Origin of the sequence: Jeotgalicoccus halotolerans (assembly GCF_003387165.1) — a bacterium.
GTDB lineage: Bacteria > Bacillota > Bacilli > Staphylococcales > Salinicoccaceae > Jeotgalicoccus > Jeotgalicoccus halotolerans.
On sequence record NZ_QUMW01000013.1, the window covers coordinates 13,048 to 31,280 of the forward strand.

The 18,233-nt window shown below is 36.8% G+C and carries 13 protein-coding genes and 2 riboswitches; of the genes, 6 read left to right on the top strand and 7 right to left on the bottom strand.

Going from position 1 to position 18,233, the window contains the following annotated elements:
• The first annotated feature begins 20 nt into the window (after positions 1–20).
• On the top strand, positions 21–2,150 hold the full coding sequence (locus DFR63_RS08490) for a bifunctional glycosyltransferase/CDP-glycerol:glycerophosphate glycerophosphotransferase (RefSeq protein WP_162842327.1): 2,130 nt from the start codon (positions 21–23) through the stop codon (positions 2,148–2,150).
• A 373-nt stretch (positions 2,151–2,523) separates the two neighbouring features.
• Here DFR63_RS08490 and DFR63_RS08495 read toward each other — a convergent pair whose 3' ends face one another.
• The 7 genes from DFR63_RS08495 to DFR63_RS08525 form a co-directional block, all read right to left on the bottom strand.
• Entirely contained in the window at positions 2,524–2,736 is a 213-nt protein-coding gene (locus DFR63_RS08495) for an SDR family NAD(P)-dependent oxidoreductase (RefSeq protein WP_115885527.1), read from the bottom strand.
• A 464-nt stretch (positions 2,737–3,200) separates the two neighbouring features.
• On the bottom strand, positions 3,201–4,403 hold the full coding sequence (locus DFR63_RS08500; protein ID WP_115885528.1) for a CynX/NimT family MFS transporter: 1,203 nt from the start codon (positions 4,401–4,403) through the stop codon (positions 3,201–3,203).
• 4 nt (positions 4,404–4,407) lie between these two features.
• On the bottom strand, positions 4,408–5,097 hold the full coding sequence (locus DFR63_RS08505; RefSeq protein ID WP_115885529.1) for a FadR/GntR family transcriptional regulator: 690 nt from the start codon (positions 5,095–5,097) through the stop codon (positions 4,408–4,410).
• Positions 5,098–5,423: 326 nt separating this feature from the next.
• Positions 5,424–6,428 (bottom strand): HesA/MoeB/ThiF family protein, encoded by a 1,005-nt coding sequence (locus DFR63_RS08510; protein WP_115885530.1) that lies wholly within the window; start codon positions 6,426–6,428, stop codon positions 5,424–5,426.
• Positions 6,428–7,195 (bottom strand): thiazole synthase, encoded by a 768-nt coding sequence (locus tag DFR63_RS08515; protein WP_115885531.1) that lies wholly within the window; start codon positions 7,193–7,195, stop codon positions 6,428–6,430. The genes DFR63_RS08510 and DFR63_RS08515 overlap by 1 nt, the downstream gene beginning before the upstream one ends.
• Position 7,196: 1 nt before the next feature.
• Complete coding sequence (gene thiS / locus DFR63_RS08520; protein ID WP_115885532.1) at positions 7,197–7,397, bottom strand: sulfur carrier protein ThiS; 201 nt, start codon at positions 7,395–7,397, stop codon at positions 7,197–7,199.
• A gap of 95 nt (positions 7,398–7,492) precedes the next feature.
• Positions 7,493–8,083: a thiamine phosphate synthase gene (locus DFR63_RS08525; protein WP_115885533.1), complete on the bottom strand. Its 591-nt coding sequence runs from the start codon at positions 8,081–8,083 to the stop codon at positions 7,493–7,495.
• 71 nt (positions 8,084–8,154) lie between these two features.
• Positions 8,155–8,264: riboswitch (TPP riboswitch) on the bottom strand.
• Positions 8,265–8,498: 234 nt separating this feature from the next.
• Positions 8,499–8,601, top strand: a riboswitch (TPP riboswitch).
• Positions 8,602–8,707: 106 nt separating this feature from the next.
• Here DFR63_RS08525 and DFR63_RS08530 point away from each other — a divergent pair.
• The 5 genes from DFR63_RS08530 to DFR63_RS08560 all read left to right on the top strand — a co-directional run bounded on the left by DFR63_RS08530 (position 8,708) and on the right by DFR63_RS08560 (position 18,042).
• Complete coding sequence (locus DFR63_RS08530) at positions 8,708–9,457, top strand: 3-oxoacyl-ACP reductase (RefSeq protein WP_115885534.1); 750 nt, start codon at positions 8,708–8,710, stop codon at positions 9,455–9,457.
• A 12-nt stretch (positions 9,458–9,469) separates the two neighbouring features.
• The gene (locus DFR63_RS08535; RefSeq protein ID WP_115885535.1) at positions 9,470–10,777 is read left to right on the top strand and encodes an NtaA/DmoA family FMN-dependent monooxygenase; all 1,308 of its coding nucleotides are present in this window, start codon (positions 9,470–9,472) and stop codon (positions 10,775–10,777) included.
• Positions 10,778–11,698: 921 nt separating this feature from the next.
• Positions 11,699–13,504: a M3 family oligoendopeptidase gene (locus tag DFR63_RS08545; RefSeq protein ID WP_115885537.1), complete on the top strand. Its 1,806-nt coding sequence runs from the start codon at positions 11,699–11,701 to the stop codon at positions 13,502–13,504.
• Positions 13,505–14,520: 1,016 nt separating this feature from the next.
• Positions 14,521–16,038 (top strand): BCCT family transporter, encoded by a 1,518-nt coding sequence (locus DFR63_RS08555; RefSeq protein WP_115885539.1) that lies wholly within the window; start codon positions 14,521–14,523, stop codon positions 16,036–16,038.
• On the top strand, positions 16,039–18,042 hold the full coding sequence (locus DFR63_RS08560) for a CocE/NonD family hydrolase (protein ID WP_115885540.1): 2,004 nt from the start codon (positions 16,039–16,041) through the stop codon (positions 18,040–18,042).
• The last annotated feature ends 191 nt before the right edge of the window (positions 18,043–18,233 follow it).

Genomic DNA, 18,233 nt, shown 5'->3' on the forward strand with positions numbered 1-18,233 from the left:
ATTAGAAAGGAACAATAATCATGAATAACCTAATTTCTGTAATCACTCCAGCAGAAAAAAATGAAAAATATATAAATATTGCTTTAGAATCATTAAAAAACCAGAAATACACAAATTTTGAGGTACTCGTACTCCACTCGGATATAGACGCATTGAAAAGAGTGGTTAATGATGAATACCTTGATGATGACAGATACAGATTTATTAATACACCCGCAGATATTTATGTAGGTGCTGCACGCAATATCGGCCTTGAAGAAGCAAAAGGCGATTATGTATACTTCCTCGACAGCGACGATTATGTATCCGAAAACATACTGCAGTTGCTGCATGATAATATCGGAGAATTTCCGATAATCCGGGGAAGAATGAAATCGACGGATTTCAGCACCAGCTTTGCCATCATACTGCCCGGTACAAATAAAATAAAGATGTATTCAGACAACAGGCATGACTTACTCAGAACAGAGTCATCAATCAACTACCTGATTTCAAAAAAATTCATAGACAGCATGAATCTAAGGTTTTCCGAACAATTCAAAACTTATTCGGATCTTACATTCATGATTCCACTGATGGAAGAAGTTGAAGTAATACCTTATTCTTACGAAGCGATTTATTTCAGAAGAAGAGGAAACGATCCAATTAATAACCCATCCCTCAGACAGTCTTCCCTAAAACAGCTTGCACCTGATCTCTTTGGTGTCTATAACCAGCTGAGAACAGATGATTTGAGTGAGGAAGGGCAAAAATATTTGGATGACAAACTCCTTAACTTCTATAGAAAACGTTTGGTGACCGAATTTAAAGATGATACTACCATCGGTTATTATTTTGCCGGCCTTGTGGAAAGTATAAATAAAATTGACCCGGATCGACTGAATAACAAAGATTTTATCCTAAAAAATGATGTCAAAGCAATAAAATCAAACAAGATAAACAACTTTCGGAAACTAAGTAATTTCAACCATTTTCTGAGAGACATTAAAAATGGCATTACTTCCAGAAAAAGCCGAAAAGAGTTATTTTATAAACGTGTATTTAATAATTTAGATATCAAAGATAATCTTGTTCTTTTTGAGAGTTTCCAGGGTAAAGCTTATTCTGACAGTCCTAAATATATCTATGAATACATGCTTAAGAACAAAAGTAACTATAAATTCGTATGGATTATGAACGAACCGTCCAAGATACCAGGGAACCCTGAAACTGTTAAACGATTCTCACTCAAATATTATTATTATCTTGCAAGAGCAAAATATATCGTCAGCAATGTAAGAATGCCAAACAAATACATCAAAAGGAACGAACAGTCATATCTCCAGACTTGGCATGGTACACCTCTTAAAAGACTTGCAGGCGACATGGACAATGTCCATATGCCAGGTACAAATGCTGAAAGGTATAAGAAAAACTTTAACCATGAAACTAATAAATGGGACTATCTGATTGCACCTAACCAGTATTCTGCTGAAATCTTCAGAAGAGCATTTTGGTTCAATAACACAATGCTTCCAACCGGGTACCCAAGAAATGATATCTTAACAAACCAGAATGATGAAGAAACCATCAGCAGACTGAAAAGAATAAACCATATACCAACTAATAAGAAAGTCATTCTATACGCACCTACATGGCGCGATGATGAATATTTCAAAGTTGGGAAGTATAAATTCAATCTGAAACTCGATCTTCACAGGCTGAAAGAACAATCTGGAGATGAGTATATCGTCCTGCTCAGAATGCATTACCTTGTTGCCTCCAATATTGACTTAACAGGCTTAGAAGATTTTGCATACGATGTTTCAAAATACAGTGATATCAGTGAACTGTACTTGATGTCTGATATTCTCATTACTGACTATTCATCAGTATTCTTTGATTATGCCAACCTGAAACGTCCGATACTGTTCTTTACTTACGACATTAAAAAGTATCAGGGACAGCTGCGCGGTTTTTACATCGACATGGAGACAGAACTGCCAGGCCCATTGCTCATGAACAATGATGACATAATGAATGCGATTGAAAATATCGATGAAGTTACTAAGAAATACAAAGAGCGGTATAACGAATTTTATGAAAGATTCTGCAGCTGGGATGACGGAAGATCGTCAGAAAAAGTTGTTGATGCAGTATTCGAAAAATAAGCACTTAGAAAAGACGGGGCTAATTTAGATTATCTCCGTTTTTTGATACAGTATTCAACAAGGAGTTAATTCTTTTATATATTACTTTTATGAAAAGATAACACCATCAGTTATAATTATACGTTAGTGTATTCTGATTTAACAAAAGTGAAAAAATTATTGATATAAAGAGGGATTTAATATTATTGTTAATTAATATTAAATGGGTATGCCGGAACTGACAGACTCGCTAGAATCAGGCTTTAGTGGCTTAATCGACGTGAGAGTTCGATTCCTTTTATCGGCACTAATTAATGAAAGACCACTATTTTTTAGTGGTCTTTTTATTAAATTACATATATGCTGATAAATTAAATATTGGCTTGTTGATATCTTAAGTCTTCATGCTTTTGCAAATTTTTTTAAGTACTTTGCTATCTTCATGGATTGAATAGTCTTCATTATATAAAGAATCAGCAACTGCCTTGATTTTCTTTTCATTTCTGCTAAGTAAGCATACATGATATCCCAATTCTGATAATCGTTGCGTCACTGAAGCACCGAGGCCGCTACTTGCGCCTGTAATTACCGCTACTTTTTTATTCATTTAAAAATCGCCTTAATAGTATAAATATTTCCTCATTATTCTAACATATAAAAAGTTTCATAACTTTATACTAAAATACTCAGGAATCAGAAAAAAATACAGAGTTTTTTTCATACCTAATTGTGCGCTGATTCTCACAACGTCACTTTTCTTATTTTCTGCAGGTGTGATATACCATATTTCATTTAACTTCACTTCAATTTTCACACCATTATAACATGGCAAACATCTCGTAATTCTCGTAAAAGAATATATATATGTAGAACTTTTTTTAGTTATTCAAAAGGACAGAAGCGTCTTATGATAGAGAAAATTCAATATAAGAATGTCAAAAACTAAAACGCTGTTTACTTATCAAACTGTCCGGGAACCAAACAAGGACAAGTAAAAATATACCGCTTTTAATAGAAGTGATTTACTTCAATTAAAAGCGGTGTATTGCTACTTTTATCCCATTATTCTTTTCAACCCGTAACCTGCCTTTCTTTTCCTGATGACATTCCTACAATTAGAAAAATAACAGATATGAGAATGAGCAGGGACAGGGGAATCGTCCATCCGTTTGTCAAATCCTGCAGTGCCCCGACTAATACAGGACCTACTGCTGCTAAAAGATAACCGAAGGACTGAGCCATTCCCGATAACTCTGCTGCTTCTTTGCCATTTCTTGTTCTGAGCGTAAAAAACATCATAGACAGACTAAAAGCACTGCCTCCGGCAATTCCAAGTAGTATTACGTATATAGGAGTCAACGTGAGGTTACCCTGCAATAATCCTGTAAGACCGATGATGAATAAAAAACCAGTTGTCACACTTAAAACGACTTGACTTTTCATTTTCTCTGCTATCACAGGAATAATAAAAGTGAAAGGAATAATTGAAAATTGCATTAGGAATAGCATCCATCCCGCTGTGCTGGAATTAAGACCATTCGCATACAAAATATCAGGGAGCCATGTTATCAAAGTATAGAAAATCAATGATTGAATACCCATAAATATTGTTATCTTCCATGCGAGCGGAGAGCGCCATAAACTGCTTTTCTTCTCTGTATCCACACTTGCTTGCTGATTACGCTGACTGGTAAGCTGCGGCAGCCAAATCAGTAAAGAAATGACTGCCAGGATACTCCAGACGCCAAGTGCACCCTGCCACCCAAAATTTCCGATGGAGGCAAGAGGAACGCTGATACCTGAGCCGAGGGCTCCGAATAAATTCATAAATATAGCGTACATACCGGTCATAAGACCTATCTTAAGTGGAAAGTTCATTTTAATAATTCCTGGAATTAATACATTCCCGATTGCAATGGCAAGTCCTATGAAAAATGTGCCGGTAAATAAAAATACAATTTCTCCAAAAGAACGGATTACAATACCTATAATAAGCAAAATCAGTGATAAGGTGATAGTCCATTCCATACCGATACGATTGGCTATTTTGGGAGCAAAAGGAGAAATCAGTGCAAAAGCCAGCAAAGGTAATGTCGTAATGGATCCGGCGAGAGCATTGCTTATATCAAGATCATTCCGTATAAAAGGAATAAGTGCTCCTACAGAAGTGAAGGGTCCTCTTAAATTTGTACTGACTAATATAACACCTATAATTAGCAACCAACTTTTTTTTGTATTGATATCAAAAGAACCTGCTGTTCTTTCATTTCCCATGTTGTTAGTCCTCCATCATTTCAACGACATCTTTTCTTAATACTTCCATATAACTGTCAACATATGCTGCAGCTGCATTCTTATCATGGCTCTGAATTGCTTCAAACAACTCAAGATGCAGCTCTTCTTCGTACTTGAAAGGCACATCCATCGCCATCAAATCTTCCACAAAAGTATATATAATCTCTACCATCGGTTCATATAAATCAATTAGCAGCTGATTTTTTGAAGACTGTACAACAGTCTGATGAAAACGGATATCTGAAGCAATAAATTTTTCGCGATTATGATTCTTAACTGCCTTTCGACAATTCTTAATACATTCTTCAAGCGTAAGTAAATCCGACTCACTTCTATGCTCAGCAGCCAACTGAGCCGCTTGTTTTTCTAAAGCTAAGCGTACATCAAGCGTTTCAAGCAAAGCAGTTTTTTTTATATAGCGCCTCAGTGCTGCACCAAGGGAATTGGCAGAACGCACTATAGTTCCACTACCTTGTCTGGTTTCAAGTAAACCAGCATGCACTAAGGCACGGATTGCTTCCCGAAGTGTATTTCGACTAACATCAAATCTCTCAACCAGCTCCATTTCAGGAGGAATTTTTTCTCCCACTGTCCAGTATCCAGTTTCAATTAATTCTTCTATTTGAGAAGCAACCTGTTCTACTAACTGTGTTCGGTTTGTTTTACGAATCATATGATCTCCTTTAAAAGTTGTAGGATGATTGGTACATTGGATATATTAACAGTGGTAAAATGTGTTGTCAATCCCAGCTTTATCAACTTTATACTAAATAAGATATATTCAAGCTCGTTCTTTGCAATAGCGTTTTTAACCTGCTTGAAACAGTGGATATTATCAATGAAAGGAAAAATATTTAAATGCTGAAAACTTATAATCTGAAAAATAAAAGCCTTTCCGTTTTATAAAAACGGAAAGGCTTTATATCTATTTTGACAATATTAAATATGTCCGTCACTGGCTTATAATGATATCTATTTGAGATAGTTCACACTATATTTTTATACAGGATATTCACTCAGTTTCTCAATCATTTCTTTATATAAAGCATTGGCTTCTTCTTTTCGAGAGATGCCATGAACATTCATTCTGCCATCTTTAAATAAGGTCAGCTTATATTTTTTATAAGTCAATAACTTAACAAATGCACTTGCCCTGATAGTTTTACCGGGCAGCTCCTGATTGAAAACCGATTCGTCGAACCTGAGTGTATATACACTTCCGCAATTAGATTGTACAGTGGGCAGCATATTTTTATTCAACTGTTCATATATCCGATTCTTACAGACCACACAGTCTTCATTCTTTAATTCATCTATATTTATCGTTTGAAAGCCGATTTTAAAAGTATCTACAGTAATGAGCTGCTTGGAAAAACCTTTTCCTGATAAATAACGAATGACTTCAGAAACTTCCATACTGGCAATGAGGGAAATTACAGGAGGAAGCACACCGTTGATTGCACAGCTTTCCCCCGTCGATGGCAGAGTCTCCATCAAACACTTTAAACAAGGTCCTTTAAAATCAATCCCGTACACACTTCCCTTACTGCCTACAGCGGCACCATATACCCAGGGGATATCAAGCTTATGACAGGCTTCATTAATCAGAAATCGAATTTCAAAATGATCCATACTGTCAATTACAATATCCGGCTGATACTTTCTTAAGATTGCGGAGATGTTACTGGAATTTATTTCTGTATTGATCGGTACAATCTCAACATTACGGTTTATCTGACACAATTTTTCTTTGGCAGCATTAACTTTCAGCGTCATATCTTCTGCATCTTTTTCAGTATATAAAGCCTGACGATGCAGGTTGGTCATTTCAACAATATCCATATCGATGATGATGAGTTTACCTGCACCCATACGCACAAGCATTTCAGAAACGTGTGTTCCAAGTGCACCGGCGCCCATCACCATCAGTGTGGCTGACATCAGATTTTTTTGACTATTCTTTCCAAAGTCATTAAATTTCATTTGCCTGTCGTATCTTTCCATTAAAGAAACTCCAGTCCTTCAGCGGGACTTGAGGCCTGTGCAGAATACCTAACCGGAATACGTCCTGCATCATAACCCAGTACCCCTGCATCAATTGAAAGCTTCATCGCTTCTGCCATTTTAACCGGGTCTTTGGCATTCGATACAGCGGTGTTTAATAATACCGCATCTGCACCCAGCTCCATAGCATAGCACGCATCTTTGGGTGAACCAATTCCTGCATCTACAATAACAGGGATGCTGGATTGTTCTACAATATATCTTAAATTCAATGGATTATTAATACCGCGTCCCGTACCTATAGGAGAAGCGAGCGGCATGATTGCATGAACACCGAGTCTTTCGAGTCTTTTTGCAAGCACGACATCGTTTGAAATATATGGACAGACTGTATAACCTTTGTCCAGCAGTATTTGACACGCTTCGTATGTCGCAATTGGGTCAGGCAGTAATGTCTTATCATCACCAATAATCTCAACTTTAATCATGTCACAGACACCCGCATGTCTTGCGATTTCTGCGATGCGTACAGTTTCTTCCACTGTTTTCGCCCCTGCTGTATTCGGAAATGTCGTGTATTTTCTTAAATCAATATTTGCCAGCGGGTTGGGCAGGTCTTTATCAAATAAGTTCATCCGTCTGACAGCGAAAGTCAGCACTTCTGTACCTGACGCTTCAATTGCTGCGGCCTGTATTTTCTCATCTGAGAACTTTCCAGTACCTAAAAATAGTCTTGAGTTAAATTTTAAATCCCCAATTTCTAACATATTATCCGCCTCCTACAAATTCTAATAATTCAAGTCGATCATTATTTTTCACTGCTTGTTGTTTAAATACACTTTTTTTAATCAATTCTCCATTGTGTTCCACTACAATACGATTATCATCTACATCCAGGCGGTCCAGCAGGGTAGCTATGGTAATATCTGTTTCAAAATAATGGAGTTCTCCGTTAACGATGCACTGCATATTGTTTCATCCTTTCAAGTGAGAGGTTTTTAAGTACTGTGACAGCTGGGAAATGTATTAACCACTTTATAATGTCTAAGCAATGGGGCATTTGCTTACATCAAATTTAATATTTGCCATTCTTCTTTTAATCTGGTGATTTGATTGGGTGATGCATCCATAAGTGCAGAAATTGCCGAGATACCACCGAAACCTGCCGGTAATTGATTGATAGTTGCTGAATTGATACCTCCAAGTGCAACGACAGGAATATCATAAGACAGTGCATCACGTACTTCTTGATGTGTACGCGGCGGCAAAGATTTCTTTGAACTCGATTCAAATATATGGCCGTATAATACAAAGTCGAGATGATTGTCCTGTGCTTTCTTGACAGATTCAGGTGAATGAGCAGAAATGCTGACTGAAATATCCGGATGTTCTTTTTTATACGTTAATGCAGTTGGATCGTTTTCTCTAAAGTGGATAGCAGTTAAACGAAAAGATTCCAGCAATTTAGTCGAAGTATGAATGATGATTTTTTCTTTGGGAAAACCTGAATGAATAAGCTGACAAAGGAAAGATGATAACTCGTTGTCGGACATGGGTGTACGAAGTAAAAGATAATCGATACAGGATGAAATCGTATTGAAATGAATAATATCCTTGGAAATTAATATCTTAAAATGTGTAATTGCAATAAGCATTATGTCACCCCTTAACATAAAAAAAGCGCTGTTTTTCTATATAGAAAAACAGCGCAAGTATGTATCAACATATATTACTTTCGCCACTTTCCTACGCCAGTATGAACTGTATCAGGTTCCCGGAATCCCAAAGTCTACACTTTAATCTCAGCCTTTTTCAAAGACACTTCCAGTGGTCTTAACTATTTAATTTTCCAATCAATAACCTCAATTTACTCTAAAAAGTTAAATATTGCAAATAAAATTAGATTTTAATTATACTGATAACTATCTTTTAACATTCACTCAATCATATAAGAACTAGATAGCAGTACAGTTACAGAGTTGAATTTGAATTGCATTTGTTCCAATTCACATAATCTGTGATTTACTTGACGTATCTTTGTAAAGTACTACAATGATGTTAAATAGAATAGATTCGCACTAGGGGCGTTTTTATAAACTGAGATGAGGGTAACCTCAGACCCTTTGAACCTGATCCAGTTAAAACTGGCGTAGGAAAGTGTTACATCGATACAGTTGTATATCTATGTCTTTGCGGGCATATAATTTACTCTCGATACGTAACTTTCCTATGAAGGCTGCGTATTTTTTTTATTCTAAAAAATTATAGGAGTGATTTATTTGACAAGGACAGTTTTAGTAACGGGAAGCGGAAGAGGACTTGGCAGCTATATCGTAAAAGCACTAAGTGAAAAAGGTTTTAATGTCATAATTAACTACAACAACAGTAAAGAAGAGTCAGAGAAGTTAAAAAACGAAATTGGAGCACAAGCCATTGCGATTCAAGCGGACATTACAGACCGTGAAGCAGTTGAACAGTTAGTTAAAAAAGGGACTGAACATTTCGGGCAGATTGATGTTGTTGTAAACAATGCACTCGTTAATTTTAAATTTGATCCAACCACTCAAAAAGCATTTAAAGATTTAACTTATAAAGATTACGAGCAACAGTTAGACGGGACACTAAAAGCTGCATTCAATGTATCACAAAGTGTAATACCACAGTTTTTAGAACGTAAAGACGGTGCAATTATTAGTATTGGAACGAATCTATATCAAAATCCTGTAGTACCATATCATGAGTACACCACTGCAAAAGCTGCTTTAATTGGGTTCACCAGAAACGTTGCAGCAGAACTTGGACAGTATGGAATCCGTGCAAATGTTGTTTCTGGCGGTTTACTGAAAACAACAGACGCAAGTGCAGTCACAACACCAGAAGTATTTGATTTAATCGCACAGTCCACACCATTGAGAAAAGTAACAACACCACAAGACGTTGCTAATATGGTTGTTTATCTTTGTTCTGAGGCAGCAGATGGGATTACAGGGCAAAACATCACGGTAGACGGCGGACTTACTATGAACTAGGCGGTATATATTATGAATAATTCTAAACAGTTAAATATAGGGATTTTAATGTATGGTGTGGGTCATCATCAGGCAGCATGGTTAGAAGATGATTCGAGTGTCAATGAATTCACGACAATTGAATATTATGAAAATCTGGCAAAAATTGCAGAACGCGGAAAATTTGATGCCATTTTTTTCGCAGATTCACAAGCCTTCCCCGCAGATAGTCCAACAGAATTGCCAACGAGTTATTTTGACCCAATTGTTGCATTAACTGCTATGAGTAAAGTCACAGATAACGTTGGACTTGTTTCAACTATTTCAGGTACATTTAACAACCCATTTACCACAGCAAGACAGTTACTCACACTGCAACACATAACAAAAGGACGCATGGGATGGAATCTAGTGACATCAATGACCGACCGCGAAGCACAAAACCACAGTATACCTGAATTGCCTGAGAGAGCCGTTCGTTATAAGAAAGCGGATGAATTTGCTGAAGTCATGAATAAATTATTTGAATCGTGGTCAATTGAAAGCTACAAGCCAGATAAAGAAAATAACACAATTACTAAAAATAAAAATATTCAGCCATTCAATCACAATGGTGAAAACTTCCAAGTTAAAGGCCCGCTAACTTTACCTTTAAGAAAAGAGGGTAAGCCAGTGGCTATGCAAGCCGGGGCTTCAAAAGAAGGTGTTGCACTTGCTGCGAAATATGCTGATGCTGTCTATTCAGTTTCTTGGAATTTAAGACAAGCAAATATTTATCGTGAAAAATTAAATCAAGCCATAAAAGAAAGCCCTCGTCCAGACAACTATATCAAAGTATTTCCAGGACTAGTGACTTACGTGGGTAAAACAAGAGAAGAAGCGCAAGAAAAGAAAGCAAAATTAGACAACCTGCTTCCAATTGATACTGCACTTAATCAGCTCGAATTCTTTATTCAGCAAGATACAAAATCATGGAAACTCGACGAAAAAGTACCAAAATTGCCGCCAGTCGAAGAATTCAAAGGACCTGTTGGACGTTATCAAACTGTTTTAGAAATTATAGAAGACAGAAATCCCACAGTCAGAGAGCTACTCGGTTATCTCAACGCTGGAGGTGGACATTTAACACTCATTGGCACACCTGAAGAAATTGTCGATGAATTAGAAAGATGGATGAATGAAGGTGCCGCAGATGGATTTAACTTGATGCCTCCAACACTCCCGGGAAGTCTTGAAGACTTTGTCGACTTAGTCATTCCGGAAATGCAAAAACGCGGCATTTTTAGAAGAGATTATAACGATGAAACGTTTAGAGAAATGCTGGAACTCGATAAGTATTAAGCTGAATGATTCATAGGTACACCTCAATTTTACGTTGTGTTTTTATATTGAGGCTGGGACATAAATATCTCCAGAAAAAATAATAACTAGGGTTCAGAAAGTGAATAATTATATAATAGTATATTTGTTAATAGGTATAGCTTTCGGCCTTTTAGAAGTTTATTTTGTTAAAAACAAACAGATGAATAAATGGATTTACCAAGCATTATTTTGATAGCTTCTACAGCTCTATCTATACCATTTAGTGTCACTCACTTTTTGTGTTAGTTTAATCCTATTTCAAGTTGTAGTACTTATGGGATTATATATAGAGGATTTGATAAATAAAAATAGAGAAAGTGATAAGATGAAATTTAAAGACTTATAATTCGAGAAATTTCATTGTATCTTGATACTTATCTCACCGTCCTAACAATTTAGGGCGGTGAGTTTATAACGAGTTTTCTTGTCATAATCAAATCTAGTTCCTGGATCACTTATGATACACTTCTAGTTATCCTCCAAACTAGGGAATTAACAAATTATACAGGTTGAATTAATATAAAGTAAGTTTGTCTATATTATATTTGACTATAAACGTAAAACATTTTCCAATATATAGCGTTAAGACTACATTCTCTATGCCAACTAAATTACGATTTATCTTTGACTCTTCATGGACATCAATCGCAGAACTTTTAATTTCCCTCTTTTTAAGTACTTCAACAAGAGTCATCTCATCTAAATCCTAACTCTTGCTGTGTTAATTAAAATCGCTTTTTCTCATTAGTTTAAATTCTACAAATATTGCTCTTCTTTTTATCGTCAGCATAGGTGCAAGCTCGGACTATTAATGTATATCAGTGTGATTAATGTTTCTCTGCACTCATTTCCTGTATGATAAAAGAAACTATAGTTTTAATTTAGAAGGGGAGAAAATTTATGAACTATAAACAAAAGTGGGATATGGAGAGTGTATTTCCTGGTGGAAGTACGTCTGAAGCTTTCCAAAAACGATTATCAGAAGTAAGAGATAGTATTACAGCTTTTTCTCACGAACTCGATAATTGGGAGCCGGGCGAACATTCAAATGATTTTACGTCACTGAAAGGAATCTTACAAAACTATGAAAAAATTTCAAACGCGCTTGGTGAGATGGGGAGTTTTGCGAATGGTTTAGTATCTGCAGATGTTACCAATCAAAAAGCAATGCAGAATTTAAATGCGGTTGCGAACTTACGTAAAGACCTCTCATCACAGAATATTATTTTAAATAAAAAGATCAGCGCACTGACTGAAGATCAATTTAGCAAGCTGTTAGAGGAAGATTTCTTTAAACCAATGCGTTTCCCGTTAGAAGAAATACGAAAAAAAGAAAAAGATTTACTGTCAACTCAAGAAGAAACAATCATCAATCATTTATCACTAGACGGCTTACAGGGCTGGAATAATATGTACAATCAACTCGTCGCTTCTATTCAAATTCCAGTAACTGAAGATAATGAAACCGTTTATTATTCAGCGGGTCAATTTGAAAACAAGATGAAGTCAGAAGAAAATCCAAAAGTTCGTGAAAAACTATTAAAAACGTGGGAAAACACATGGGAAGAGAAAGCTGATTTATTCTCTACAACACTCAATCATTTATCAGGATTCCGTTTAAACGACTATGAACTTCACGATTATAAAGATTATATGAAAGTACCATTAGACTACAACCGTATGGAAGAAGAAACACTCGATACGATGTGGGATACTATTACAAAAAATAAAGCAGCTCTCAAAAAATACTTCGAACGAAAGGCAGAACTCATTGGTGTGGATCAATTAGGATGGCTTGATGTTTCAGCAAGTATTGATGTGGGTGATTATACAAACAAGCAGTATACGTATAATGAAGCAGCAGAATTTATTATCGATAACTTTGAATCATTTAGTCCAAAAATGTCAGAGATGGCACGTCGAGCTTTTGAAGAGCAGTGGATTGAAGCGGAAGATCGTCCAGGAAAACGCCCAGGTGGATACTGTTCAAATCTTCCTGAATCTAAACAGTCTCGTATTTTTATGACCTTTGCCGGTAGCACAAGCAACGTATCAACACTCGCACATGAACTCGGACACGCATTCCATAGCTATGTATTACGTGATTTACCATTATTCAACCAACGTTACGCAATGAACGTTGCAGAAACAGCTTCTACATTTGCAGAACTTGTCGTTTCAAACGCAACGATTGAAAATGCAACGTCAAATGCAGAAAAAATCAACTTACTAGATGAAAAAATTGCTAGAAGTGCGACTTTTATGATGAATATCCATGCACGCTATATCTTTGAACGCAATTTTTATGATGAACGCCAACAAGGCACTGTAGACAGCAACAGACTGAAAGAACTGATGAAAGAAGCACAAAGAGAAGCCTTTCAAGATGAACTTCGTTCATACCATCCAATGTTCTGGGCAACAAAGTTACATTTTCATATTACAGGTGTCCCATTCTATAACTTCCCGTACACATTTGGATACTTCTTTAGCTTAGGTATATACAACCGTTTCTTAGAAGACGATACGTTACGTGAAGATGACTATATCGCACTGCTTCGCGATACTGCGAGCATGACGACAGAAGACCTAGCTGAAAAGCACTTAAATGTTGACCTGAGAAAACCAGACTTCTGGCAGGAATCTCTGGATTCAGTGCATAAAGATATTGAAGAATTTTTAGAACTAACAGAATCACATGTTTAATTTATAAATGATAAGCCCTTCTATAAGCTGACACCTTGAATTTAAAAAAATAATTTTAGATAACTTCTAAGGTTTGAGTTAGGTAGAATACCGAGCTCAAACCTTATATATATCATGATAATATTATTAAATAGTTATATTTTATCTATTTATGATAACTCTCGGCTTATCATTTTTCGATGCGGACGTTTAACAATTTGATTGAAAGTCAATTTGAGTTTTCAGAATAATCCTTCTAAATTAATGTACTCTAACGACTTTAAATATAATTTTCAAACCCTGGTATCTTCGTATATATGCTACCAGCCCGTGTTATATTCAGTCATTCATTTCGATAAATCAACAGTATCTTCTAAACTCTTATATCCATCTTGATTTAGAATAGCTTCTTCATTTTCAAATAATTTTTCTACTGTAAGATCTTTATCCCAGTAGCCTTAGTTAGAACCAAAGAAGTTCTCAGCGACTCTTCCTGCCGCCACTTCGAAAGTTTTACCATTATATTGATTATCTTTGTGAGATAACCACAAAACAGCAGGTGAAACCAGTTCAGCTCCAATTCGTTCTCCCTGACGCTTCCTTCTTCGTCTTCCATACTTCCAGACAATGCTGTGAAAGCACCAAACGCCAACAAATTTACCGTAATACCACGCTCCGATCCTTTAGCTGCCATTGTTTTACCTAAACCAAGTACCTTCGCTTTAGAGGCCCCATAATGACTTATCAAAGGTTGACTGATGAATGAGTAAGAGGAAAGGTTTATATTGTAATTCTAGGTCACTAGCTTTGTTTTCTCCTTCAATCAGCCTATCAATAATACCTTCACAGATTTCCTTATGCTCCTATATAATATCTAGACTCTTGAAGGATTGAAAAACGTAAAGGCATTTTAAATATCACATTACCTTTCCTTAAATTAATGTTTATGTTAAGTTTTTTACATAATATACTCGTGCTAGAAAATGATGAAATTATCATTTCTGAAAATTAATCAAGATAATTTACGGAGGGATTTAATGAAAGAAAAAGCAAAGTTAGATCATTTAATTTTTTGGCCATCTATTATAGTACTATTGCTACTTACGCTACTTTTAATCATCTTCCAGTCATCTGCTGAACCGTTCTTAAACAATATCTTGTCTGGAATCAACTCAAGAATGGATTGGATATTCCAATTTATGACGTTCGGTCTTTTTGTCTTGCTTATATGGCTTGCTTTTGGAAAGTATGGAAGAGTAAAACTCGGAGAGGGAAAGCCTAGATTTGGAAATTTTAGTTATGGCGCGATGCTATTCTGTGCAGGTATGGGTACCAGTATCATGTTCTGGTCGATTATTGAACCGATGTACTACTTCCAAGGACCTCCATTTGGCTTTGAATCTGGCAGTGAAACTGCAGCAGAGTGGTCTGTTGCATATGGAATGTTCCATTGGGGTATTTCTGCATGGTGTATTTACGCTTTCCCGACCATTGTCATTGCATATTCCTTTTTTAATAAAAAGAACAAATCACTTAAAGTCAGTCAATCTGTAAGAGGTGCGCTTGGTAAACATTCAGATGGTATCATCGGAAAGATCATCGATATACTTGTCATATGGAGTCTTGTCGGTGGTCTTGGTACATCACTGGGACTGGGAGTACCGATGGTTTCCGCTGGAATTGGCCATCTTCTAGGTGTGGAACAGTCAATTGCACTAAGCATCATTATAATGCTAATCTGGTCGGTCATATATATTACAAGTGCGTCTCTAGGTCTTGATAAAGGTATACGCAAGCTCAGTAACATCAACGTATACCTTGCACTTATATTAGCCCTATTCGTCATTATCGTAGGTCCAACCAGTTTCATATTAACTTACTTTACAGACAGCTTTGGCATCATGGCGCAGAATTTTCTGAGAATGAGTTTCTATACTGACCCGATTGGCGGCGGTGGATTTCCACAGTCTTGGACAGTCTTCTATTGGGCATGGTTCGCTGCTACTGCACTGTTCATGGGGCTCTTCATTGCTCGTATTTCCAAAGGGCGTACTTTGAAGAGCATGATACTCCACATCCTTGGTTGGGGATCTATCGGTAGCTGGCTATATTTCGGAATTTTCGGTGGATATACGATGAATCTTCAACAGACAGGAGAACTCGATGTCCTAGGTAGTATGGCAGAATTTGGTGATGCTGAGACAATCATCAATGTTCTTGACACATTACCGATGAGTTATATTGCGATATTATTCTTCGTGATTCTTGGATTCATTTTCCTAGCAACATCACTTGATTCAGCGTCTTATATACTAGCTTCAACAGCATCAATAAAAGTAGACGAGGGTGTTGAGCCTCCGACATGGCATACAATTATTTGGGGTCTCATCATGGCGTTGTTGTCTATTTCATTACTGTTAATTGGTGGATTGAATGTAGTACAGACATCAGCCGTTGTCGTTGCGGTACCAGTCGTCATCATCTATATACTGCTTATCATTTCATTGATGAAATGGTTGAAGAACGACGATCATATATATGAGGAGGATAAATAAATGGGTGTATTCGACGTAGATTATACTAAAATTCAAGAAAGAACAGACTTTCCGTACGAAGTAGAAATTATTAACCATTGTTGGATAGAGATGTCAGACGGTATAAAATTATCAGCTAAACTATGGCAACCTAAAACATCTGAAAAGACAAAGGGCGCTGTACTTGAATATCTTCCATACAGGAAAGATGAATTCACTGCCCTTCGTGATGAAATCCGTCACAAATATTTTGCTGGCATGGGTTACACTTCTATCCGTGTAGATATCAGAGGTACAGGAGATTCTGAAGGGCTAATCGAAGATGAATATCCAAAACAGGAGCAAGATGATGCACTGGAAGTAATCTCTTGGATTGAAAACCAAGAATGGTCCAACGGCTCAGTTGCTATGATTGGTAAGTCTTGGGGCGGTTTCAATGGGCTTCAACTTGCTGCATTGCAACCACCTGCACTGAAAACAATCATTACTTTATGTTCAACAGATGATCGATATGCTGATGATGTCCATTATAAAGGTGGTACAATGATGGCTTCTGACATGCTTTGGTGGGCATCAACTATGTTCGCATACAACGCAAGACCACCATTTCCAAAGTATGTGGGAGAAAAATGGTATGATATGTGGATTAACCGTATGGAAAATACACCCCCGTTCATCGAAGAATGGGTGTCACATCAAACTAGAGATAATTATTGGAAACACGGTTCAATTGGAGAAGATTACAGTGCCATCAATATACCAGTCCTGACCATGAGTGGTTGGGCAGATGGATATACAAATGCCTTATTTCGATTAATGAATAATCTCGATGTCCCTAAAAAAGGGATTGTTGGACCTTGGGCGCATGAATTTCCAGACATGGCCATTCCAGGACCTCAAATAGGATACCTTCAAGAGGTCATTGAATGGCTCGATCGCTGGATGACAGAAGAAGGGGACCAAGATACACATAAAGATGCCTTCCTCGTATATTTGCAGGATGGTGTGAAGCCTAAGACCACCTATGATTTTCGAGAAGGTAAGTGGCTAGACTTATATAATGAAGAAACAAGTGAAATTGATATTTTGGAAAATATCAACGGTGAAGTTCCATTATTGAATCGTCAACAGCATGGTCTTTATTCTGGAGTATTCTGTCCATTTGGTCAGGAAGGTGACCTTCCTGATGATCAATTAATTGATAATGCATTGGCCACATCATTTATGTTGCCAAAACAGGACACAACATTAAATATCATCGGTCAGCCAGTTGCTAAAATACGAGTTAAACCTGACAAGGAAGAAGCGAATCTCCATGTTAGAGTGACGGATGTACATCCTACAGGTGAAAAGACACTCGTAACAAAAGGTCAACTCAATCTCAATCATTATAAAAGTCATGAATTCCCAGAGGATCTAACTGTTGGTGAATACATCGATGTAGAAATTCCATTGGATGTTATTGGCTATCAAATTAAAGCAGGGCATAGCATCGAAGTATCAATTTCACCAACATATTGGCCTCAAATATGGCCAGACAAGGAAATCGTGAATCTAACAGTCGATTTCTCTCATTCAGAACTATTACTTCCTGTTATCACTGATTTCAATGAGGTAAGATTGAAATATGAGCAGTCCGAAACTGCAACACCCCTTGAAAAGGAAATTATCAGGGATGGTTATAGGACTCGGAATGTCATCAAGAAACTTACAACAGATGAGTGGGTGTTAGATGACTTTTCTGATGAGGGGCTACGAACTTTGACCGAAACAAATATCACCTATGGATCTACTAACCATAACGTATATACAATAAAAGAAGGTGACCCTCTATCCGCTAAAGTAGAATGTGACTGGACTGTACAAGTGAAAGATAGTGATATCGATACAAACGTCGTAACAAAAAGTGTCATGAGTTGTGATGCTGATAACTATTACCTGTACAATGAAATGACGGGTTATAGTAATAATGAGCATTGCTTTTATAAAACATGGAATAAGACGGTCCCTCGGTACTATACGTGATAAACAACACTCATTCTATAATTTATTAGATCAAATATCAGAATAAGATATATTTTCTTAAATAACTTTAGGGGCTGGGACAAAACCATTCCCTTCAAAAATAAGCCGGACGTTAGCTTTTCTGAGGCATCTGTGTGCCTATAGTTTCACGCAGATGCCATTTTCTAGAAGTCTAATGTCCGGCTATCTAT